Genomic DNA, 20,717 nt, shown 5'->3' on the forward strand with positions numbered 1-20,717 from the left:
GACCCTTACTTTGCTTTTGCTTGTTTCTGTGGAGGATCTAAATACCTCTCTTTTGCATTCCCACTTATTCTTCTATATATAATAATTACGATAGCCCCAACTATTAATATGATCGATAGCATTTGTGCTGCTCTTAACATTTCAGTCACCATTAAGCTATCGGTTCTCATTCCCTCGATAAAGTATCTACCGATAGAGTACCAAATCACGTAGCTAAGGAATAATTCCCCTCTTTTTAAATTAGCACGTCTTAGTAGTAGTAGCAGTGCAAATCCAGCGAAATTCCAAACTGACTCATATAAAAATGTCGGATGATAATAAGCCCCATTAATATACATCCCGTTAATAATGAATTCTGGTAGATGCATGTTTTCTAAGAATTGTCGACTTACTTCACTACCATGCGCCTCTTGGTTGACGAAATTCCCCCAACGTCCAATGGCTTGGCCGAGGATGATACTAGGTGCAGCAATATCCGCTAATTGCCAAAAGGATACACCACGCTTCTTTGCAAAAATAATCGCAGTGACAACTGCTCCGATTAATGCACCGTGAATGGCGATGCCTCCGTTCCAAATTTTAATGATTTCACCTGGATACTGAGAATAGTAGTCCCATTCAAAGATCACATAATAAATCCTTGCACAAATAATTGAAATCGGAATAGCCCATAACAATAAATCAGCAAATAAATCCTTACCTAGTCCTCTTTTCTCTGACTCTCTCATCGCCAAAATAAGACCGAGTGCAATGCCGATACCGATGATTAAGCCATACCATCTAACAGACAATGGCCCTAAACTAAAGGCAACCGGATCAATTGGCGCCACTGTTAACAACATAGTCATATCTCCTTTAATTATGTATTAATAAATCTCAACGATCTTCATGATCGCCATCTTCAATTACATCCGTTAAACGATTTGTAAATTGCTCTGCTGCATTTACACCCATACGTTTTAATCTAAAATTCATTGCCGCTACCTCAATAATAACCGCTAAGTTTCGACCTGGGCGGACAGGAATGGTCATTTTAATTAACTCCGTATCAATAATCTTCATCTTTTCTTCTTCTAAACCTAAACGATCATACTGTTTTTGAGCATCCCATATTTCTAAATCCATCACAAGGGAAATCTTTTTAAATCGGCGAATGGCACCTGCACCAAATAAAGTCATGACATTAATAATACCAAGTCCACGAATTTCTAATAAATGCTCAATGAGTTCTGGTGCACTACCGACTAATGTGTCCTCATCTTCTTGTCTAATTTCTACACAATCGTCCGCTACTAAGCGATGTCCTCTTTTGACAAGTTCTAATGCCGTCTCACTCTTACCGACACCACTCTTTCCTGTAATGAGGACTCCCACGCCATATATATCGACTAACACTCCATGGATGGCAGTCGTAGGGGCTAACTTACTTTCTAGGAAATTCGTCAAAAGGCTAGAAAAACGCGTGGTTTTTTGCTTTGTTCTTAAAATCGGTACGGCTTCTCTCTCAGCCGCTTCAAGTAATTCTTCTGGTACTTCTAGCTCTCTCGTAATAATGATTGCTGGAGTAATGTCAGAGCATAGCATCTCCAGTCTTGCTTCTCTCTCTTCGTCATTTAGTTTTTCAGCAAATGACAGTTCTGTTTTCCCTAATAATTGTATGCGTTCTGCCGGAAAATAATCAAAATAGCCAGCCAATTCAAGACCTGGTCGAGAAATATCACTCGTAACAATCGGACGGTTGATACCTTCTTCACCGCTTAGTAATTCTAACCCGAATTTTTCGATAACATCCTTTGTGCGAACCTTTGCCACTCTTACCCCTCCTTATCCTGTAGTTATCTATTCTTCTTTCATCCATTCTCATCTGATACGTTTTTTATTTTAGCACTTTTTACGCGAGAACCAAACGCTTTAAATTGAAACTGTCATTGTATACGAAAAAACCCGTTCCATATCATTGTCGACTCTCGTTGTTTATTATACACTGAAACGAAATAAATGGAGAGAATGACTAATCAATACATTGAACAAAAGGGAGGGATTTTAGTTAATGGATAAGAAGACCCTTTTTATTAATGCCGATATTATTTTTCAACATTATGTTTCACCAAACAGTTATCTAACATTAAATGGCCATCTGATTGAAGATTTCGGTGAAATGGCTTCATGTCCACAGACTACTCGCTACGATTACATATATGATTTAAAAAACAGTAGCTATATTAGTCCTGGCTTTATTGATCTCCATATACATGGTGTGGCTGGTGCCGATGCGATGGATGGTACAGCCACTGCCTTAAAGACCATTTCACAGATATTACCTAAAGAAGGAACAACAAGTTTCTTAGCAACAACCATTACTTCTCCAACAAAAAAAATAACTCAAGCCATTGAAAATATCGCCCGTTTTCATGCTTATAAAGGGGCAAAAGTACTTGGCATACATCTAGAGGGCCCTTTTATCAATCTACATCAGGCAGGTGCACAGCCAAAAGCAGATATACAAGAGTCCAATCCCCATTTATTTTCCTACTGGCAATCACTGGCTCAAGGTCAAATAAAACTGGTTACGTATGCACCCGAAATGGATCCACACCAAAGGTTATTACACCAAATAATTGCAGACGGAGCCATCCCATCAATTGGTCATTCAGAAGCTACTTACGAACAAGTCGAAACCGTTCATTCTTACGGCGTCTCTCATATGACTCACCTCTTCAATGGTATGCTTGGCATACATCATCGCGAAATTGGGACAGCAGGTGCCGCACTTTTACTTGATTCCTTTACTGCCGAAATCATTGCCGATGGTCTACATATTAGCCCAGAAATGATTCAACTGCTGTTGAAGGTTAAAGGATATCAAAGCCTGATTTTAATTACTGACAGTATAAGGGCAAAGCATATGGAAGATGGGGAATATGAGTTAGGTGGACAAACAGTTCATCTGCAATCAGGTGTAGCGACATTAGTCGATGGAACGCTTGCCGGAAGTATACTAAAGATGAATGAAGCGATTAAAAATATGATACATTTTACTGATATCGCTTTGCATGAAGCCATCCATATGGCTACCGTCAACCCAGCAAAGAAAATCGGCCAGTTTCATTGCATCGGTAGTATCGATCGTGGCAAGGAAGCTGATTTAGTGATTTTAAATAGGGAATTATATGTAATAGATACCTTTTGTAAAGGTGAAAGGATGTAATTAAGGCATTCTGCCCGGGGATTCAAAGACTATTCTATATTGTACGGTGATTTATAGGCTCTTTGGTAGTCGACGTGGTTTTTGCTTGAATCGAAGGTGTTATTAGATTTTAAGCTCAAAAAAGCAGGAAGATGTCTCATCTCCCTGCTTCATTCATCATTATTAATATTTATAAGATTGTCCACCATCGATCGGTACAACCGTTGCATTAATGAAGTCTGCTTGGTTTGATAGTAAGAATGCTACTAGGTAGCCGACTTCTTCTGGTTTACCAAAGCGTTTCATTGGATTGACGCTAACAAATTCTTTTCCTGCTTCTTCCCAATTGTCTCCGCCCATTTGTTTCAATGATCCTTCAACCATCGGCGTCATAATCGCACCAGGAGCGATTGCTTTAATACTTACACCAAATTGGCCATATTCGATTCCAGAGTTTCTTGTTAAGCCTACTACACCATGTTTACTTGCAGCATACCCTGATTGATTACCAACTCCACGGATTCCACCAACGGAAGCGGTATTAACAATTGAACCATGACCTTGTTCTTTCATCACTTTTAACACATGCTTCATACCGTAAAATACGCCGTTTAAGTTAATATCAACTACACGTTGGAATTCTTCGATACCGAAGTCTTCTGTTAAGTTTTGTTTCCCTTCGATGCCTGCATTATTGAAGAAGCCATCGATTTTACCAAATTTCTCAACAGCAAACGCCACGTATTTTTTTACATCTTCTTCATTCGCTACGTTCGCTTCGATTGTTTCTATCTCTGCTTGAGGTGCTGCTGTAAGTATTTCTTGTTTACTTTCCTCTAAGCCTTTTGCATTTAAATCTACTAAAACAAGTTTACCGCCTTCTACTGCTACTTGATTTGCTGCCGCTCTACCAAGGCCAGATCCCCCACCTGTAATGATAACGACTTTATCTTCAAAACGATTCATATAAAACTACCCCTTTCATATGCGTTGTGGTACTATTTTCACAACTTCTCTTTTAGTGTAAACGGATTCATAATTAGCAACAATCAGTAATTCTTTTGAATTTGTCGATAGAATCTACACATTACTATAATGTGTTTATTTTAGGAGGAAAAATACATTGGTTGAGTATAAAAGTAATATCTCTAAGCAAAGTGAGCGGACGAAATCCTCTTTCAAAAAAGCTTTCATTGACCTTATTCATGAAAAAGGCTATAGCCATGTAACAGTGACGGATATTATTAAGCGAGCCGATTATAATCGCACGACGTTTTATCTTCATTTTCAAGATAAGCAATGCCTAACGGATGAATTGCAAAGAGAAATGTTCAAACAAGTAAAAGAAAAAAGCATGAATAAATATGAAAGAGGCAAAGCCATCAGTATTACCGAGATGGATCCAAAATCATTTGAACTAACACACTTCATATACTCTGAGCAAGCTTATTTCAATCTTTTATTAAAAAACGATACCATCCCAGGATTGCATCGAGATCTACCTAAAGCGATTTATGAAGTATTGGAGGAGAGTTTTATCTTATCAGCGATTAATCAACTAGATATTAACTACTCGGTCCATAAACTCTATATGGCCCATGGGACAGCAGGACTACTCGTCAACTGGATTGAAAATGGTTATGATGTCAGCCCTGATGACATGAGTCTGCGCTTGATTCAAATATTACATTCATTTGCTAAGGAGTTTTCAATTGCAACTAAAAGCAAAAACACACCACCCATTTAAAAAAGGCGGTGTGTTTTTACTTAATCCCAGAGAACCTTTTGTATAATCAAATTTGCTACTGACATAATAATTGCCACCAGAATAGCTGTGCCAAAGCCGGCAATCTCAAAAGTATCTCCCATTAATCCACTCGTAATCATTAAGGTTACTGCATTGATAACGAATAAAAATAACCCTAACGAAATGACCGTAATTGGTAATGTCAATAAAATCAATATCGGTCTAACAATTATATTAAGAATGGATAGGATAAAACTAGCTAACAAGGCAGATCCGAAACCTGATAAATAAAAAGAATCTCCTATAAAGCCAGATAAAGCAATAAATAATATGGCATTAATGACAATACCAATTAACCATTTCATACATATGACACCTTTCCATTAGAAAACTGAGCTAGATTTTTTTACTGTGACAGACCCTGTTTTTGTATCTGCATTTAACCTTAAACCACCTTGAGGATCTTTAATAGAGCGGAAACGAAGCACCTTCTGAATAACATCACTCTTTTCCTCTAATATCTCAATTCCCTCAATATGAATATCAAAACTTCCTAAATTCGTTTTAAGTTCACCACTTACTTCTGCAAACGGGGGAAGCGTTACTTCTACATTTCCAGTTGTTGCTTTTGCTTCAATCGATTCACAGCGGGAACCCCCAACAGCACAAGCTACATTCCCATTAAAAGAATGTGCATTCACTCTCTCATAATCTCCATCTACATGTACAGCACCGTTTATCGTCTCTGCTTCAAGTATATCAACCGTGCCATTTTCAACATGAATTTTTCCATGAACGGTTTCTAACTCTGCATGTTTACTTTGTAATTGCTTTGCTGTAATTTTACCGTTTGCCGTTTTTGCCTTAAAGGTTTTCGCTTTTAGCTTTTCACTTTCAATCGTTCCATTAAAGGTACGAAGTTTTAATTTATTATATTCCTTCTCAGGTACATATAGTATCGCATCTAACTTTATCCATTTTTGTTGAGTAGAGAACTTCAGCTTATCATCTACAACGGTAAATACAGCATCCTCCAAGAATTTTTTCCGAGCCTCATCTTGAGACTCCGCACGATACACTTTTACTTCACACTCTGCTCTTACATCAGTCTGTGACCACGGTACAACTTTGATAGCTCCGTTTGCGACATCTACTTCAATTTCATTAAAGGTACCGTCAGATTGATGGAAGATATGGGATATACTATGTGACTGTCCGAAGTTAAAGTCTAAATCGACATCTTTAATCTTTTTAAATGCAGAGTCGACAAAATCAATGATCTTATCTTTTGCTGAATTAAATTTATAATTAAAAGGTTCTTCTTTTTTCTCTTCTTCAAATTTTACTGCTGTAGACAATTCTTTAATAATTTCTTCTTGCTTTTGCTCAGCCGTATTTTCGGCTTTTTCTAATTTCTCTAATAAAGTTAAAGCTTCTTCAACAGATAATTTTCCATCCTCCACCATTTTTAAAATGCGTTTTCTTTCTTCCTTCATTCTATTCCCTCCATAAGGTTCATTTTGTCTATGCCCTATTATCCTTTTTATCTTAGGCTAAATAAGTATCAATATCTAATAAGTATGCTTAGGACAATCTCCAGCATGATTAGTATTGAAAAATGAAAGTTGGTTATATTTCATTTTTACCCCTAATCAGCGAAAATTAGGCTTATACTTCAATTTTTCTTTACTCAATTGTACGATAGTCAGGGGCAAAAGTTTCACTTAAATAAAAAAACCAGTCTCAAGTCTGACTGGGATTTATGTCATGAGGTCTAGATTTGAAGGTTCGTTTCCTGTGGTATAGGGAAAATGAAGAGTTAAAGAAAGTAAATCGTTGCGAATTAAATTAGTAAAACCCAAACAGGTCCTGGATATTTATGACCTAGGACCTACTTAAGCTATGTACCTATAAAAATTTATTGATAAGCCGCCAAGTCAGTTGTGCGAGGAGATTCCTTACGCTTAACCTCATCAATCTTGTTAACGAACATTTGAAATACTTTTCTTTTTTCTTCCAAATCTTTTGCATGCTCCTTCAAATCATTATACTTCTCTTCAAACGGTCTGTGATAACGTTCTCTTATACTTTCAATAATCTCATCGTTGACAGTAGATTGAATGACTTGTTTAGTTATTCCATATTTATAGGAGTAAAGTTTTAGCTCAAGCTTAATTTGATCATATTCCTCATTAATTTGACTAAGCACTTCAGAGATATCTTCTTTCCATTCCTCTAATGATTTAGCTAAATAATCTTCCATAATCGTATAGTCACCCTCTCCCCTTATAATACTATGATTATAACGAAGGATAGTTACATCCCTTTTGCTATAGAGTTACAAATCTTTATCTTTTTTAATAGGAAATACCACGAGCCGATAGACCCGTGGTATTTTCTATTAAAACCATTAAGCATTCGTTACACTTGCTTCTTTATGCTCAATTTGCTCTTTCATTCTTTTGCGATCACGTTGAAGAATCGGTTTTAAATATTTTCCTGTATAAGACTCGGCTGTTTCTGCAATCACTTCAGGAGTACCTGTAGCTAGGATTGTCCCCCCTTTAAGTCCACCTTCAGGACCCAAATCAATTAAATGGTCAGCAGCTTTAATTACATCTAAATTATGTTCAATCACGAGCACTGTATCTCCATTTTCAACAAGGCGCTGCAAGACATTAAGTAAACGAGCTATATCATCGACATGCAAGCCCGTGGTTGGTTCATCTAAAATATAAAATGATTTACCATTAGAACGACGATGTAGTTCAGAAGCCAGTTTTACCCTTTGTGCTTCACCACCTGATAAGGTTGTCGCTGGTTGGCCCAATTTAACATAACTCAATCCAACATCATAGATTGTTTGCAACTTACGACGAATTTTAGGGATATTTTCAAAGAAGGTAAGTGCATCTTCCACGGTCATTTCTAAGATTTCTGCAATACTCTTCCCTTTATATTTAACTTCTAACGTCTCGCGATTATAACGTTTTCCATGGCAGACTTCACATGGCACATATACATCAGGAAGAAAATGCATTTCGATTTTAATAATCCCATCTCCACGACAGGCCTCACAACGGCCACCTTTGACGTTAAAACTAAAGCGCCCCTTCTTATAGCCCCTAACTTTTGCTTCATTTGTAGAAGCATACACATCACGAATGTCATCGAATACTCCTGTATAGGTAGCCGGATTAGAACGTGGCGTTCTTCCGATAGGCGATTGATCAATATCTATGACTTTGTCTAATTGATCAATTCCTTTCACTTCCTTATGTGCACCCGGCTTACTTTTCGCTCGATGTAGTTTTTGCGCTAAGCTTTTATGGAGAATCTCATTGATTAACGTACTCTTCCCTGAGCCTGAGACACCAGTCACAGCCGTGAATGTACCAAGAGGGAACTTGACGTTCACATTCTTCAAGTTATTCTCTTTAGCCCCTTTAATCTCAATAAAACGACCGTCACCTTTTCTTCTTTCTATCGGCAGTGGGATAAATCTTTTCCCTGATAAATATTGACCGGTTAAAGAGTAATCATCTTTCATAACTTCTTCTGGTGTACCTTTGGAAACAATTTCACCACCATGCACCCCTGCACCTGGACCCACATCAATTAAATAATCCGCTGCAAGCATCGTATCTTCATCATGCTCTACCACAATTAACGTATTACCGATATCACGCATGTTCTTTAACGTTTCGATTAATCGGTCATTATCCCTTTGATGCAATCCAATAGAAGGTTCATCAAGAATATACAACACTCCAGTCAACCGTGAACCAATTTGGGTTGCTAAACGAATTCGTTGGGCTTCTCCACCTGAGAGAGTTCCAGCAGCCCGGCTGAGCGTTAAATAATCCAAGCCAACGTTAATAAGAAATCCAAGACGTTCTTTAATTTCTCTCATGATCAAATTAGCAATTTTCATTTCTTTTTCTGTTAAGTGTAATTGCCCAAAAAAGTCATAAGCTTCTTCAACAGATAAATCTGTAAGCTTTCCAACATGATGTCCATCAATCAAGACTGCTAAGCTTTCTTTCTTTAGACGGTAGCCTTTACACGTAGGACATTTATGTTCCCCCATGTACTTCTCCATCTGTTCACGAATATAATCAGAGCTTGTCTCCTTATATCTTCTCTTGATATTATTCATCACACCTTCAAAGGCAATATGTGATTCACGCACTTGGCCATAATCATTTTCATATTTAAAATATATTTTTTCCTTACCAGAACCATAAAGGATTTTATCTATTTGTTCATCTGGAATAGCTGATACGGGGATATCCATATCAATGCCATAATGCGTACATACTGCTTCCAAAAGCTGTGGATAGTATTGTGAACTATTCGGTTCCCAAGGTGCAATCGCATGCTGCTTCAAAGTGAGATCTTTATTAGGGATGACTAAATCCGGATCTACTTCTAGCTTTACACCTAAGCCATCACAATCGGGACAGGCACCGAAAGGACTATTAAAAGAGAACATTCTCGGTTCAAGTTCTCCAATTGAAAAACCACAAATAGGACAAGCATGATTTTCACTGAATAATAATTCCTCTTCTCCAATCACATCAACTATGACTTTTCCTTCTCCCATTTTCAGTGCTGTTTCGAGCGAGTCAGCTAATCTGGCCTCCACGCCCTCCTTCACAACAATTCTGTCAATAACCACTTCAATAGAATGTTTTTTATTTTTCTCAAGCTCGATTTCTTCTCCTAAATCGAGCATATCACCATCAACCCGAACACGAACAAACCCTTGTTTCTTTACCTCTTCTAATACCTTTACATGTGTTCCTTTTCTACCAGACACAACAGGTCCCAGTACTTGCAATCTTGTTCTTTCCGGATATTCCATAATGCGATCTACCATTTGTTCAACAGTTTGAGAAGAAATTTCTATATTATGATTAGGGCAGGTTGGGTGTCCTACTCTCGCAAATAATAGACGTAAATAATCATAGATTTCTGTTACAGTTCCTACCGTTGAACGAGGGTTTTTACTAGTTGTTTTTTGGTCTATAGAAATCGCAGGAGATAAACCTTCAATCGTATCTACATCCGGCTTATCCATTTGTCCTAAGAACTGTCTTGCATAGGCAGAGAGGGATTCAACATAACGGCGCTGTCCTTCTGCATAAATCGTATCAAACGCTAAGGACGATTTTCCCGATCCTGATAATCCCGTTAGGACAACAAGCTTATCCCTTGGGATTGTTACATCGACATTTTTTAAATTATGTGCCCTAGCACCTTTTACAATCAATTTCTCCATTGCCATTTCCGTTCATCATCCTTCCGCCTTCAGTTCAAGAATAAGATCACGAAGCTCTGCCGCTCGTTCGAAATTTAAATCCTTTGCTGCAGTCTTCATCTCTTTCTCCATATCTGCTATTAATTTTTGACGTTCTTTTTTATTTAATTGACTTAATTTATCAGCACTATTATACTCCTCTGGCGTTTCCGCTGCTTGTGTCGCTCTAATCACATCACGAATTTCTTTTTGTATCGTCTGTGGCGTGATACCGTGTTCTATGTTGTAATCTTCTTGGATGCTACGGCGGCGTTTCGTTTCACTTATAGCTTTTGTCATCGAGTCTGTCATTCGGTCAGCATACATTATAACTTGACCATTTGCATTACGAGCAGCACGCCCAATCGTTTGGATAAGTGAACGTTCTGAACGTAAAAATCCTTCTTTGTCGGCATCAAGGATCGCTACGAGTGAAACTTCTGGAATATCAAGCCCTTCTCGCAATAAATTAATACCTATTAACACATCATAGGTACCCATACGAAGCTCCCTAATAATCTCAATTCTCTCAAGGGTTTTCACTTCGGAATGTAGGTATTGAACCTTCATACCAATTTCCTTTAAATAATCCGTTAAATCCTCAGACATTTTTTTCGTTAAAGTCGTAATGAGAACACGTTCATTTTTCTCAATTCTGTCATTAATTTCTCCAATTAAATCATCAATCTGGCCGTCTATTGGTCGGACATCAATAATAGGATCTAACAATCCAGTAGGTCTAATGATTTGTTCAATCATTTCAGGTGTTTGTTCTAATTCATATGGACCTGGAGTCGCAGAAACATAAACAATCTGGCTAATATGATCTTCAAACTCAGAAAAAGTAAGAGGACGGTTATCCATTGCAGAAGGAAGACGAAAACCATGTTCTACTAATACATTCTTACGGGCTTGGTCACCATTATACATCCCTCTTATTTGCGGCAATGTCACATGAGATTCATCAATAACAAGTAAGAAGTCCTTTGGAAAGTAGTCAAGTAAAGTATAAGGAGTTGAACCAGCTGGACGAAGAGTTAAATGACGAGAGTAGTTTTCAATCCCTGAACAAAAACCCATCTCTCTCATCATCTCTAGATCATATCGCGTTCTTTGTTCTAGGCGTTGTGCCTGTAATAAATGACCTTCTTCATGTAAGTATGCCAGTCTTTCTTCTAATTCTTTTTCAATATTTTCGATAGCTACACGCATTTTCTCTTCTCGGGTAACGAAGTGAGATGCCGGGAAAATGGCTACATGATCACGATCGCCTAATATTTCTCCGGTCAAAGCATCGACTTCCCGAATCCGATCTATTTCATCTCCAAAAAACTCCACACGTAAACAATGCTCGTCTCTCGAAGCAGGGAATATCTCTACGACATCACCACGTACACGAAATGTCCCACGTATAAAGTTCATATCATTGCGCTCATATTGTATGTCGACTAGTTTCCTTAATAATTGATTTCGCTCTATTTCCATTCCCGTTCTTAAGCTTAAGACAAGTTCTCTATATTCCTCAGGGGATCCTAAACCATAAATGCAAGAAACACTGGCGATGATAATAACATCATTTCTTTCAAATAATGAGGAGGTAGCTGAATGACGGAGCTTATCTATTTCATCATTAATACTCGCATCTTTCTCAATAAATGTGTCAGTGGATGGAACATATGCTTCTGGTTGATAGTAGTCATAGTAACTAACAAAATACTCTACCGCATTATTGGGGAAGAACTCTTTAAATTCACTATATAATTGACCTGCTAACGTCTTATTATGAGCAATTACTAACGTTGGTTTATTCACTTCTTTAATGACGTTAGAAACAGTGAACGTTTTCCCGGTTCCAGTTGCACCTAGTAATGTCTGATGCTTTTTCCCCTCTTGAATCCCATTTACAAGCTCTTTAATCGCTGCAGGTTGATCACCTTGTGGGGAATATTTTGAAACTAACTCAAATGTTTGATCCAAATCAGAAACCTCCTCTATGTAAAAAGTAAAGCGTGTCTAATCATTATTGCATTCCGATTTTCTATATCCTCATTCTACCACAAATCCTCTTATCTAAACCACAAAAAAGCGAACAAATATTCGATTATCATTCGACAAAGAGATGAAAAGAAGGTTAGGATTAATATAAAAGGGTATGAAGGTCCAAATTAACTTTTCATTTATTTTGAAACTTTATTCTATATATAATCGTCTTTTGTTATATGGCGAAATAGACGAGGTGATTTTTTGTTTGGTTTTATTTTTGCATTCGCGTGGCTAGCCGTTTTTATTTATGCCCTAAAAACCATTAAAGATTATATGAACAGTAATGACGAGGAAAAAGCATATGAAAAAGACTTCGTCATTAAAATTGTTGGTGCTGTATGTCTTTCGGGGCTTTTTGTTATTGCAGAAATACTTCGTGTCACAAACTTGGGCTTCGTTGATATGAAATGGCTTTTTCTCGTTACATTTCTACTGCTGTTCGTTATCATTTACGTTTTTTTCACCTACAGGATCCTCTTTTCAAAAAACACCTTTGACCGTAAAAAAGGAGATTATACATTTAGTTATAAATATCGAAAATGGCTTATCCCTCTCTTTTTTCTATTCCCCATAGGTGTATTTAGTATTTGGATTTGGGTTAGCTAAATGGATGGCATTTCCTTCTACATAAACGGGTAATAGAATGGGTCCATAGTTAGGGGCATCTAGTAAACTTGAAAACCTAACCAAGTTTAATTGAACATACAATGATTGAATCAAAAGTTATAAACAAGTCAATTACAACCACCCACTAAAATAAAAGATAGTTCATTCCCATCTTCTTAATCAACCACACGCACCTCAGCTCATCCTTCTCAATCTGATTAGTTAACATTTCTTTTATTAAAAACTTTAAAACTAAACGCTTTCCCCTAAGAAAAGTAGAACCCCATCTCACTTTGATGGGGTTCTACTTATTTATATATCTGCTGGATGCGGACCTTTTTCAGCTTCCATCTCTTTTGCCATTTTCCTTGCTTTTATAAATTGAACACCGCTTAAAACAATGGTTTTCCCAACGGCGTATGTTGGTACAGCAAGTAACATGCCTAATATACCAGCTAAGTTTCCTGCTACCAATAAGATAATAATGATTGTTGCTGGATGGGTATTTAATGTTTTCCCTAAAATTAATGGTGAAATTAAATTACCTTCTAATTGTTGTGCGACGACGATGACTATTATTGCTAAAATCGCCATCGTAGGCGATTCAAATAGACCAACTATAACCGCCGGTGCGCCACCAATAAATGGTCCAACATAAGGAATAATATTCGTTACTGAAATAATTAATGCCAAAACAATTGCGTATGGTAGGTCAATAATTAAGAAACCAATAAAAGACGCTGTCCCGACGAATAATGCGACCGTAATCTGACCTTGAATATAAGAAGAAAGAGTTTTACCTGTTTCTTTTAATGTATCAATTGCTTCAGCACGATAACTTTTGGGAACAAATTTCCCTAGTGCAGGTGGGAACTTCTCCCCGTCTTTTAACATAAAGAATAAAAGGAATGGTACAGTAATAATCGTAATGGCTATATTTGCAACTAATCCAACTAAATCGCTGAGACCATTCGTAATCCTTTGTGGAAGTTGATTAGCGTAATCAACTAAATAACCCATTATTTCTTCTTGTGTTACATAATCTTGATTCATTAACCAGCGATAACCCTCAGATTGCGAGAAGTTGTTAAAGAACTGTTCTGTTTGTTTAACATAGGTAGGTAGTTCATTTAATAACCCTGCCAATTGGGCTGAAATTTTTGGTACAAAAATACTAACAACAAGCACCATCAATCCAGCAACAATTGCAAATAGTAAAATGATCGATAATATCTTAGGTATTTTTGCTTTTTCAATTAAATGCACAAATGGATTTAAAATGAAGAATAAGAACCCCGAGATAATAATAGGGAAGAACAACGTGGAAAAAAAGATTCCAATCGGTTCAAATAAAAAAGAAATTTTTGAAGCTACAAAAATGACGGACACAATAATTAGAATTTGAAGAGACCAGTACTGGAATTTCTTCTTGTTCACATTCTCACCTTTTCCCAAAAAATAAATTTTTCTCTATAGACTACATTTTCATATGTAGTTCCCTTTTTCTCAAAAAGGAAAACCAATAGGATTTATTTGTATGTATTATTGTAATGCATTCCACCACAAAATGTCGCCTCATAAGGATATTTTCCATGAATTTTTTTCGACAAATATTTCCTTTTGGCGTTTTTTAACCAACAGTCATTTATATAATCAGCCACGTGTTAAGAAAATCTCTTTATCCATTCACACAACCGCATGGGAACTAGATAGGAAATTTCACTTATATCCCAAGTTAAAAAAAGGCATCTTAGGAGTCTCCCTAAAATACCTTTTTAAAGCATGATTATTCTTTGCCTTTTTGAATCCATTCAGCAACAGTTGCCGTACGTTTGGCTTGATGTTTAACTGCTGCTTCATTATCTTCAACGATTTTACCATCTTGTCCTTGGGTTGAACTTGCGCCGTAAGGATTACCGCCACCAGCAAATATGCTTGGGTCAGTGAAGCCCGGTGCGGCAACAATCGCGCCCCAATGGAACATAGTTGTATAGAATGAAAGAAGGGTTGCTTCTTGACCTCCGTGAGGATTTGAAGCAGAGCTCATTGCACTTACTACTTTGTTCGCAAGTTTGCCTTGTGCCCAAAGGCCCCCAGCAGTATCAATAAAAGCTTGCACTTGTGAAGCAATGTTACCAAAACGAGTTGGGAAACTAAAAACAATCGCGTCTGCCCATTCAAGGTCAGCAAGTGTAACTTCTGGTACATCTTTCGTAGCATCAGCATTGGCACGCCATGCAGGATTGGAATCGATGGCTGCTTCAGGTGCTGTTTCAGGAATCTTTAACAACTTCACTTCAGCGCCGGCTTCTTTTGCCCCTTGTTCTGCCCACTGTGCCATTTGATAGTTGGTGCCTGTTGAACTATAATAAATGACTGCTAATTTAATACTCATTTGAATAGAATCCTCCTTGATCTCTCACATACATCTATATTGTTTCTATTCCTTTCAGCTCTATACATTAAACTTATCTTAATGTTTTTAATGCACCGCTCCATGCTAGCACTTGATCAAGCATCATTTTCATATTTGCTTGGTGCAAGTCCTGTGGCTTAAATTCATTACCATTTACGAAATCAGTAAAAAGGGAAAGTGTTGGATGTGTGCGTACATCTGCGACTTGTAGCTCACCTAAAATGCCACGTAGATGTTCTGCTGCACGGGCACCACCAGTAGATCCATAACTGACAATACCTGCTGCTTTATTCGCCCATTGATCACGAGCAAAGTCGATCGCATTTTTCAAAGCACCACTAATACTATGGTTGTATTCCTGTACGATAAACACAAATCCATCCATACTATCTAATTTATCTCCCCATGCTGCAATACCAGGCTCTGTGCCATCTGTTGTACCAAGGAACGGAAGATGAAAGTCAGCAATATCAATAATTTCATAATTTGCATCCCCACGTGCATCAGCTATTTCTTTCACCCATTGACCTACTTGTGGACTTACGCGACCTTCTCTTGTACTTCCTAAAATAATACCGATATTTAATTTTTCCATTTTCATTTCCTCCTTAGGATGTTGATTATTTTTATTGAATAATTTATTTAAAAAGCCCATATTGTTTCTCCCCATTTCTTAGATGCTGGCTTTAAACCATTTTGCTGCTTCTTCAACTTCTTTGAATGAAAGCTGATGTCCCATATGTTCCCAATGAAGATGAACATCGGCTCCCGCTTTTTCTAATAATCTCTTTAACTCTTCAGATTCTTCGGATGAACAAATTGGATCATTTGTCCCTGCTCCAATGAACACCTTTTGTCCTGTTAAATCAGGCAATTCTATACCTCTTCTTGGTACCATTGGATGGTGTAAGATTGCTGCTTTCACAGCATCTTTATAATGGAACATCATACTGGCTGCAATATTAGCACCATTTGAATATCCTAAAGCAACGATATTATGGCGGTCAAAACCATATTTGTCAGCTGCTTCATCTAAAAATTGATAAAGCTCTTTCGTACGAAAGATTAAGTCCTCTTCATCAAAGACCCCTTCTGCTAACCTTCTAAAAAAGCGCGGCATCCCATTTTCAAGCACATTACCTCGAACACTTAGCACTGATGCACTTTCATCTATTTTGCCAGCTAACGGTAGAAGGTCTAGCTCATTTCCCCCTGTACCATGAAGTAATAATAGGGTTGGTTTTGATGCGTCACTACCCTTTTCAAAAATATGTTTCATGTAAATCCCCTCCATTATTTCGGTCGAACCATTGTAAATACTTCTCCTACTTTCGCATAATCATTTCCAGCCAAGCGACTGATTGCCCCTAAATTCTTAGCGTTGATTTTGCCCGCTTCATAAATGCCATCATCGAAATGGAAGTAGACAACTTTACCGATAAGAAGATCAGCATTCCCTTCAAGTTTAATATGATGAGCAAGCTGACATTCCATTCTCACTTTCGCTTTCACGATTCCTGGTACATTGACAACTGTACTTGAAATTGTCTCTAATCCACTGAGCTTTAATTCATCCACATTTGGTGAGACAGTAGCCGCTGTTTCATTAATTTCCGTAACATTCGACTCATCAACAATATGAACGACAAACTCCTTCGTATCACACACATTTTTAGCAGTATCTTTCATCTCACCCGCTCTTCTTGCTACAGAAACAGCAATCATCGGCGGATTAGAAGACACGATATTAAAGAAACTAAATGGTGCACCATTCATCACACCAGTGTTTGATTGTGAAGTGACAAAGGCAATCGGCCTCGGGATAATACTTCCGATCAATAATTTGTAATTCTCCCTCTCGGTTTGCGTGTTCGGATCAATACTTACCATTGCGTAACTCCTCCTTTTGCAATTACACTTCCCTCACATCAATCGGAATTAACCTTCTCTGTAATTGTCCACGGTATTTTTCATATTGCTCAGGAAGCATTAATTCTGTCCCCATCGTTTCCTGACTTTCATCATGAGCAAAACCTGGCGGATCAGTAGCAATTTCAAAAAGAATGTCGCCGTATTCTCTGAAGTAAATCGCATTAAAATAGTTTCTGTCTTGCACGGGTGTGACACCATAACCAAAGCTTTCAATATATTTCTTCCAATCTAATTGGTCAGCATCATCTGCTGCGCGCCATGCAATGTGGTGGACAGTTCCTACACCCATTCTTCCTTTTCCTGAGCTTGTTATCTTCACATCGACAATATTACCTATGTCGCTTTTTGATTGATATCTGACGAATGCTCCTTCTTCAGCCACTTTGGTTAAACCCATTGTTTCAATTAGCTCACCTGTTTTTCCACCATTGCTAGAATAAAGAACGGCCCCGGCGAAACCTTTAACCGCCACATCCGGAGTTATCCCATTAAATGTCCAAGTATTCTCGTCCCCAGCTTCTCTTTCAACAAGCTCTAAATGTAAACCATGTGGATCATCGAAGCTTAGTACTTGTTCGCCAAAACGTACTTGTTTTTCAAAAGGAATGCCTTTACTCGTTAAGCGTTCCTCCCAAAATGGTAGGGCGCCAGATGGAACAGCATATGCAGTAATTCCCACTTGCCCGTCACCAATGATGCCAGGGTACGCATCTGCCCATGGGAAGAAAGTAATAATTGTACCTGGTTTACCTCCTTCATCACCGAAATAAAGATGATACGTTCCCGGGTCATCAAAGTTAACTGTTTTTTTAACAAGACGTAAACCTAAAATACCAGCATAAAAATCAACATTTTCCTGTGGGTGACCGACAATCGCTGTAATGTGATGAATTCCCATCGTTTGTTTTTCCATTTTGAACATCCTTCCATGTCCCTAACCTTCAAGTATCTCGAATTTGAGATATTAGGTGTGAGTTAGTTTATTTTGTGTTATTTTATGAAGAATATCAATTAATAATTGTTGTTCTTCTTCTGTTGTTTGTTGAAATAAGGTTGAAATCTGTTCTAATAAATATGGACTGATTAGCTCCATTAATTCCTTCCCTGCATTTGTTATAGTTACAAAAACAACCCGGCGATCCTCTTTGCAATCACTTCTAGATAAATAGCCCTTTTCTTGCAAGCGGTCAATCACATAAGTCATACTGCCGCTCGTTAACCAAACGCTTTTACTAATTTGCTGGACCGATTGTCTCCCCTTTTGATGCAGCACTTGGAGTACGGAATACTCTGTAAAGGTGAGCTTATATTTGTGTAACCAGTCTTTCATCTGATCTTGCATGTATCTGTTGGTTTGCATTAAGCAAGCGAATGAATCTAATGTCTTCTTATGAACCATTTTCATCGCCTCACTTTTTATCTTTAATTTAATTATCTTGAATATGAGATAATAATATCTCGAATTCAAACTAATGTCAATCCCATTTTCAACTTTTTTTCAATTTCTAACCATCGTGTTCATTCAATATAGGTAGAAAACTAAATAACTAATTCGATGTCCTACCTTTTAGAATAGCTAGCAACCTTATCTTCTAGCAAAGGTTTCAATAGGTAAAGGGCGCCTACTCATATTGCTTGTGCACCATTTTCAAATGACTTTCTCTACATTTTAAGATCGAGTCTTTTACCTTGTGAAAACAGAGACATTTTTTCTTCACCCCGACTAGCCTAGACAAAAAACATATTTCGTTCCAATAAAAAAGAAATATTGCTGACTTCTATTAAATACATACGATAATCTAATCGATTAGCTGTCGATAGATAAATAGCATTAACAGCATTGTTTTTTCCTATCCGCATCTTCTCTTGCTAATATATTGCCTATAACATGATGCAAGAACCTCTATTCGTAAGGAATTAATGATATCGTCTTTGTTGCAATTGCATTTATGTAAGATTCATTATGATCAACTGCAATCATCGTCGGCTGATACACCTTAATCGTCTCAACTAATTGCTGAATGACAAATATGTCTAAGTAATTGGTGACTTCATCCCATATAAATAAATTATTTTCCCCTAATAAAGCATGAGCTAAAAATACCCTCTTCTGTTCCCCAGCACTCCAATGCTGACTAGATGTATCAGTGAAACTGTGTCTATTTATGCCTAACTGATACAGTAAATGCCAAAAAGCTTGTTTTTCTTCTTTTGAAGTCAATTTTTGTATATAAGACGCATAATCTACATCTTGCTCATTTTTTTGATTTAAAATGGATATCTGTCGCGGTAAATGAATGCGATACTCCCCTATTGTCTCTAAATGCTTTATCCCTAATATAAATTGGAGTAGTGTTGACTTCCCGACACCGTTACTCCCTTCAATAAATAAGCGATCATTAGGATACATATCGATGGAAATTGGTTGGAATAAGGGGGTTCCGTCTCTTAATATCGAAAAATCACGGAAGTATAAAACTTGCTTTTCAGGTTGTTTCACAAGCATTTTCAATTGTGAGACCTTCTCCCGATTATCGATAAGTCCTTCTTTTTCAATAACCATTGCTTCTGTGCGTTTTTTTATTGCCTTCGCCCTTTTCATTTGTTTCGCGGCTAAACGTCTTTCCGACGCATCCTTTGTGCTGTTTTCTCGTTTCATTCCCCATTGGTTTACCTTACTAGACACTTCATTTAACCGTTTGATTTCTGACTTTAACTTACTATTTCTAGATTCAGCAAGCTGATCCGCATTCTCTTTCTCTCTTCGCCACACATCCACATTTCCCTTAATTAAGGTGAGCGACTGCTTTTCGATTGCTAACACATGATCGACGAATTGGTTTAAAAAGGATTCATCATGACTAATTACAATAAATCCTTCTTTCATCCTCAAATAATTCCCCACTATGTTACGACCCTCTTTATCAAGATTATTTGTCGGTTCATCAATTAAAGGAAAAGCATCCTCATTTAAGAATAGCTCTACAAGTAACACTCTCACTTGTTCCCCACCACTTAATTGATGGAACTTTCTTTGACTAATATGAGGTGGTAATCCGATGAGTGATAATTCATAATCAATTCTCCAACGGTCAACATTAGGATTTTCTTTAAGCAATAACTCTAATACTGTTAAATTCTCCTCTTGTGGTGGAAAGGCAGGGAAATATTTAAATGTCAGTGGCGTTTGAATCGTCCCTGTATATTGAAGTTTATTTGTTAAAATGTTCATAAATGTCGTTTTTCCACGACCATTTCGCCCTAGCAGCGCAAGCTTCCAATGCTCATCAATACTTACATTCACATCACTAAAAATCTTTTTATCCATTGAATGATACTGAAAAGACATATTTTTGATTAATATCGAATGGGTCAATGAAATACCTCCTTTTGATTAATTTAACACAAGTTATCTGAATTTTGTTATATTTTATCTTTATTTCCATAAATTAGGAATAAATAGAATAAATCAAGGACATGTTCT

At 37.3% G+C, this 20,717-nt stretch carries 19 protein-coding genes; 3 read left to right on the forward strand and 16 right to left on the reverse strand.

The annotated features are described in order from the left end of the window. Positions 1–5: 5 nt before the first annotated feature. Complete coding sequence (lgt, locus tag LCM23_RS11720; protein ID WP_224937109.1) at positions 6–842, reverse strand: prolipoprotein diacylglyceryl transferase; 837 nt, start codon at positions 840–842, stop codon at positions 6–8. 34 nt (positions 843–876) lie between these two features. Then, on the reverse strand, positions 877–1,812 hold the full coding sequence (hprK, locus tag LCM23_RS11725) for an HPr(Ser) kinase/phosphatase (protein WP_095371874.1): 936 nt from the start codon (positions 1,810–1,812) through the stop codon (positions 877–879). Between the two features lie 238 nt (positions 1,813–2,050). Between hprK and nagA the strand changes: the two genes are divergently transcribed. Further along, positions 2,051–3,208, forward strand: coding sequence for an N-acetylglucosamine-6-phosphate deacetylase (gene nagA / locus LCM23_RS11730; protein ID WP_224937110.1), 1,158 nt, complete (start codon positions 2,051–2,053; stop codon positions 3,206–3,208). A 162-nt stretch (positions 3,209–3,370) separates the two neighbouring features. Here nagA and LCM23_RS11735 read toward each other — a convergent pair whose 3' ends face one another. Beyond that, positions 3,371–4,153: an SDR family oxidoreductase gene (locus LCM23_RS11735; protein WP_224937111.1), complete on the reverse strand. Its 783-nt coding sequence runs from the start codon at positions 4,151–4,153 to the stop codon at positions 3,371–3,373. A gap of 157 nt (positions 4,154–4,310) precedes the next feature. Between LCM23_RS11735 and LCM23_RS11740 the strand changes: the two genes are divergently transcribed. Beyond that, positions 4,311–4,934 (forward strand): TetR/AcrR family transcriptional regulator, encoded by a 624-nt coding sequence (locus LCM23_RS11740; protein ID WP_224937112.1) that lies wholly within the window; start codon positions 4,311–4,313, stop codon positions 4,932–4,934. A 20-nt stretch (positions 4,935–4,954) separates the two neighbouring features. Here the strand turns inward: LCM23_RS11740 and LCM23_RS11745 are convergent, their stop codons facing one another. From LCM23_RS11745 to uvrB, 5 genes are all read right to left on the reverse strand, one after another. After that, positions 4,955–5,299 carry a phage holin family protein gene (locus LCM23_RS11745; RefSeq protein WP_095371870.1) on the reverse strand — a complete coding sequence of 115 codons (345 nt, stop codon included), beginning with the start codon at positions 5,297–5,299 and terminating at the stop codon, positions 4,955–4,957. 18 nt (positions 5,300–5,317) lie between these two features. Further along, positions 5,318–6,430 carry a DUF4097 family beta strand repeat-containing protein gene (locus tag LCM23_RS11750; RefSeq protein WP_224937113.1) on the reverse strand — a complete coding sequence of 371 codons (1,113 nt, stop codon included), beginning with the start codon at positions 6,428–6,430 and terminating at the stop codon, positions 5,318–5,320. Positions 6,431–6,852: 422 nt separating this feature from the next. Beyond that, on the reverse strand, positions 6,853–7,197 hold the full coding sequence (locus LCM23_RS11755) for a hypothetical protein (RefSeq protein WP_095371868.1): 345 nt from the start codon (positions 7,195–7,197) through the stop codon (positions 6,853–6,855). 147 nt (positions 7,198–7,344) lie between these two features. Next, positions 7,345–10,224 carry an excinuclease ABC subunit UvrA gene (gene uvrA, locus LCM23_RS11760; RefSeq protein ID WP_224937114.1) on the reverse strand — a complete coding sequence of 960 codons (2,880 nt, stop codon included), beginning with the start codon at positions 10,222–10,224 and terminating at the stop codon, positions 7,345–7,347. 9 nt (positions 10,225–10,233) lie between these two features. Next, entirely contained in the window at positions 10,234–12,213 is a 1,980-nt protein-coding gene (gene uvrB, locus LCM23_RS11765; protein ID WP_224937115.1) for an excinuclease ABC subunit UvrB, read from the reverse strand. 267 nt (positions 12,214–12,480) lie between these two features. On the opposite strand from uvrB, the gene LCM23_RS11770 reads away from it, so the two are divergent. Beyond that, positions 12,481–12,885: a hypothetical protein gene (locus LCM23_RS11770; protein ID WP_224937116.1), complete on the forward strand. Its 405-nt coding sequence runs from the start codon at positions 12,481–12,483 to the stop codon at positions 12,883–12,885. A gap of 312 nt (positions 12,886–13,197) precedes the next feature. Here LCM23_RS11770 and LCM23_RS11775 read toward each other — a convergent pair whose 3' ends face one another. The 8 genes from LCM23_RS11775 to LCM23_RS11810 all read right to left on the reverse strand — a co-directional run bounded on the left by LCM23_RS11775 (position 13,198) and on the right by LCM23_RS11810 (position 20,609). Continuing rightward, complete coding sequence (locus LCM23_RS11775; RefSeq protein WP_224937117.1) at positions 13,198–14,322, reverse strand: AI-2E family transporter; 1,125 nt, start codon at positions 14,320–14,322, stop codon at positions 13,198–13,200. Positions 14,323–14,671: 349 nt separating this feature from the next. Continuing rightward, positions 14,672–15,280, reverse strand: coding sequence for an NAD(P)H:quinone oxidoreductase (gene wrbA / locus LCM23_RS11780; RefSeq protein ID WP_224937118.1), 609 nt, complete (start codon positions 15,278–15,280; stop codon positions 14,672–14,674). Positions 15,281–15,353: 73 nt separating this feature from the next. After that, the gene (locus LCM23_RS11785) at positions 15,354–15,956 is read right to left on the reverse strand and encodes an NADPH-dependent FMN reductase (RefSeq protein WP_224937119.1); all 603 of its coding nucleotides are present in this window, start codon (positions 15,954–15,956) and stop codon (positions 15,354–15,356) included. A gap of 18 nt (positions 15,957–15,974) precedes the next feature. Next, complete coding sequence (locus LCM23_RS11790; RefSeq protein ID WP_224937120.1) at positions 15,975–16,580, reverse strand: alpha/beta hydrolase; 606 nt, start codon at positions 16,578–16,580, stop codon at positions 15,975–15,977. A 14-nt stretch (positions 16,581–16,594) separates the two neighbouring features. Beyond that, positions 16,595–17,191 carry a flavin reductase family protein gene (locus LCM23_RS11795; protein WP_224937121.1) on the reverse strand — a complete coding sequence of 199 codons (597 nt, stop codon included), beginning with the start codon at positions 17,189–17,191 and terminating at the stop codon, positions 16,595–16,597. Between the two features lie 22 nt (positions 17,192–17,213). Next, positions 17,214–18,155, reverse strand: a complete 942-nt coding sequence (locus LCM23_RS11800) for a ring-cleaving dioxygenase (protein WP_224937122.1) — start codon at positions 18,153–18,155, stop codon at positions 17,214–17,216. A 42-nt stretch (positions 18,156–18,197) separates the two neighbouring features. Next, positions 18,198–18,632, reverse strand: coding sequence for a MarR family winged helix-turn-helix transcriptional regulator (locus LCM23_RS11805; RefSeq protein WP_224937123.1), 435 nt, complete (start codon positions 18,630–18,632; stop codon positions 18,198–18,200). A gap of 504 nt (positions 18,633–19,136) precedes the next feature. Beyond that, positions 19,137–20,609: an ATP-binding cassette domain-containing protein gene (locus tag LCM23_RS11810; RefSeq protein ID WP_224937124.1), complete on the reverse strand. Its 1,473-nt coding sequence runs from the start codon at positions 20,607–20,609 to the stop codon at positions 19,137–19,139. Positions 20,610–20,717 lie beyond the last annotated feature (108 nt).

It is taken from the genome of Cytobacillus kochii, assembly GCF_020171845.1.
Lineage (GTDB): Bacteria > Bacillota > Bacilli > Bacillales > Cytobacillaceae > Cytobacillus > Cytobacillus kochii.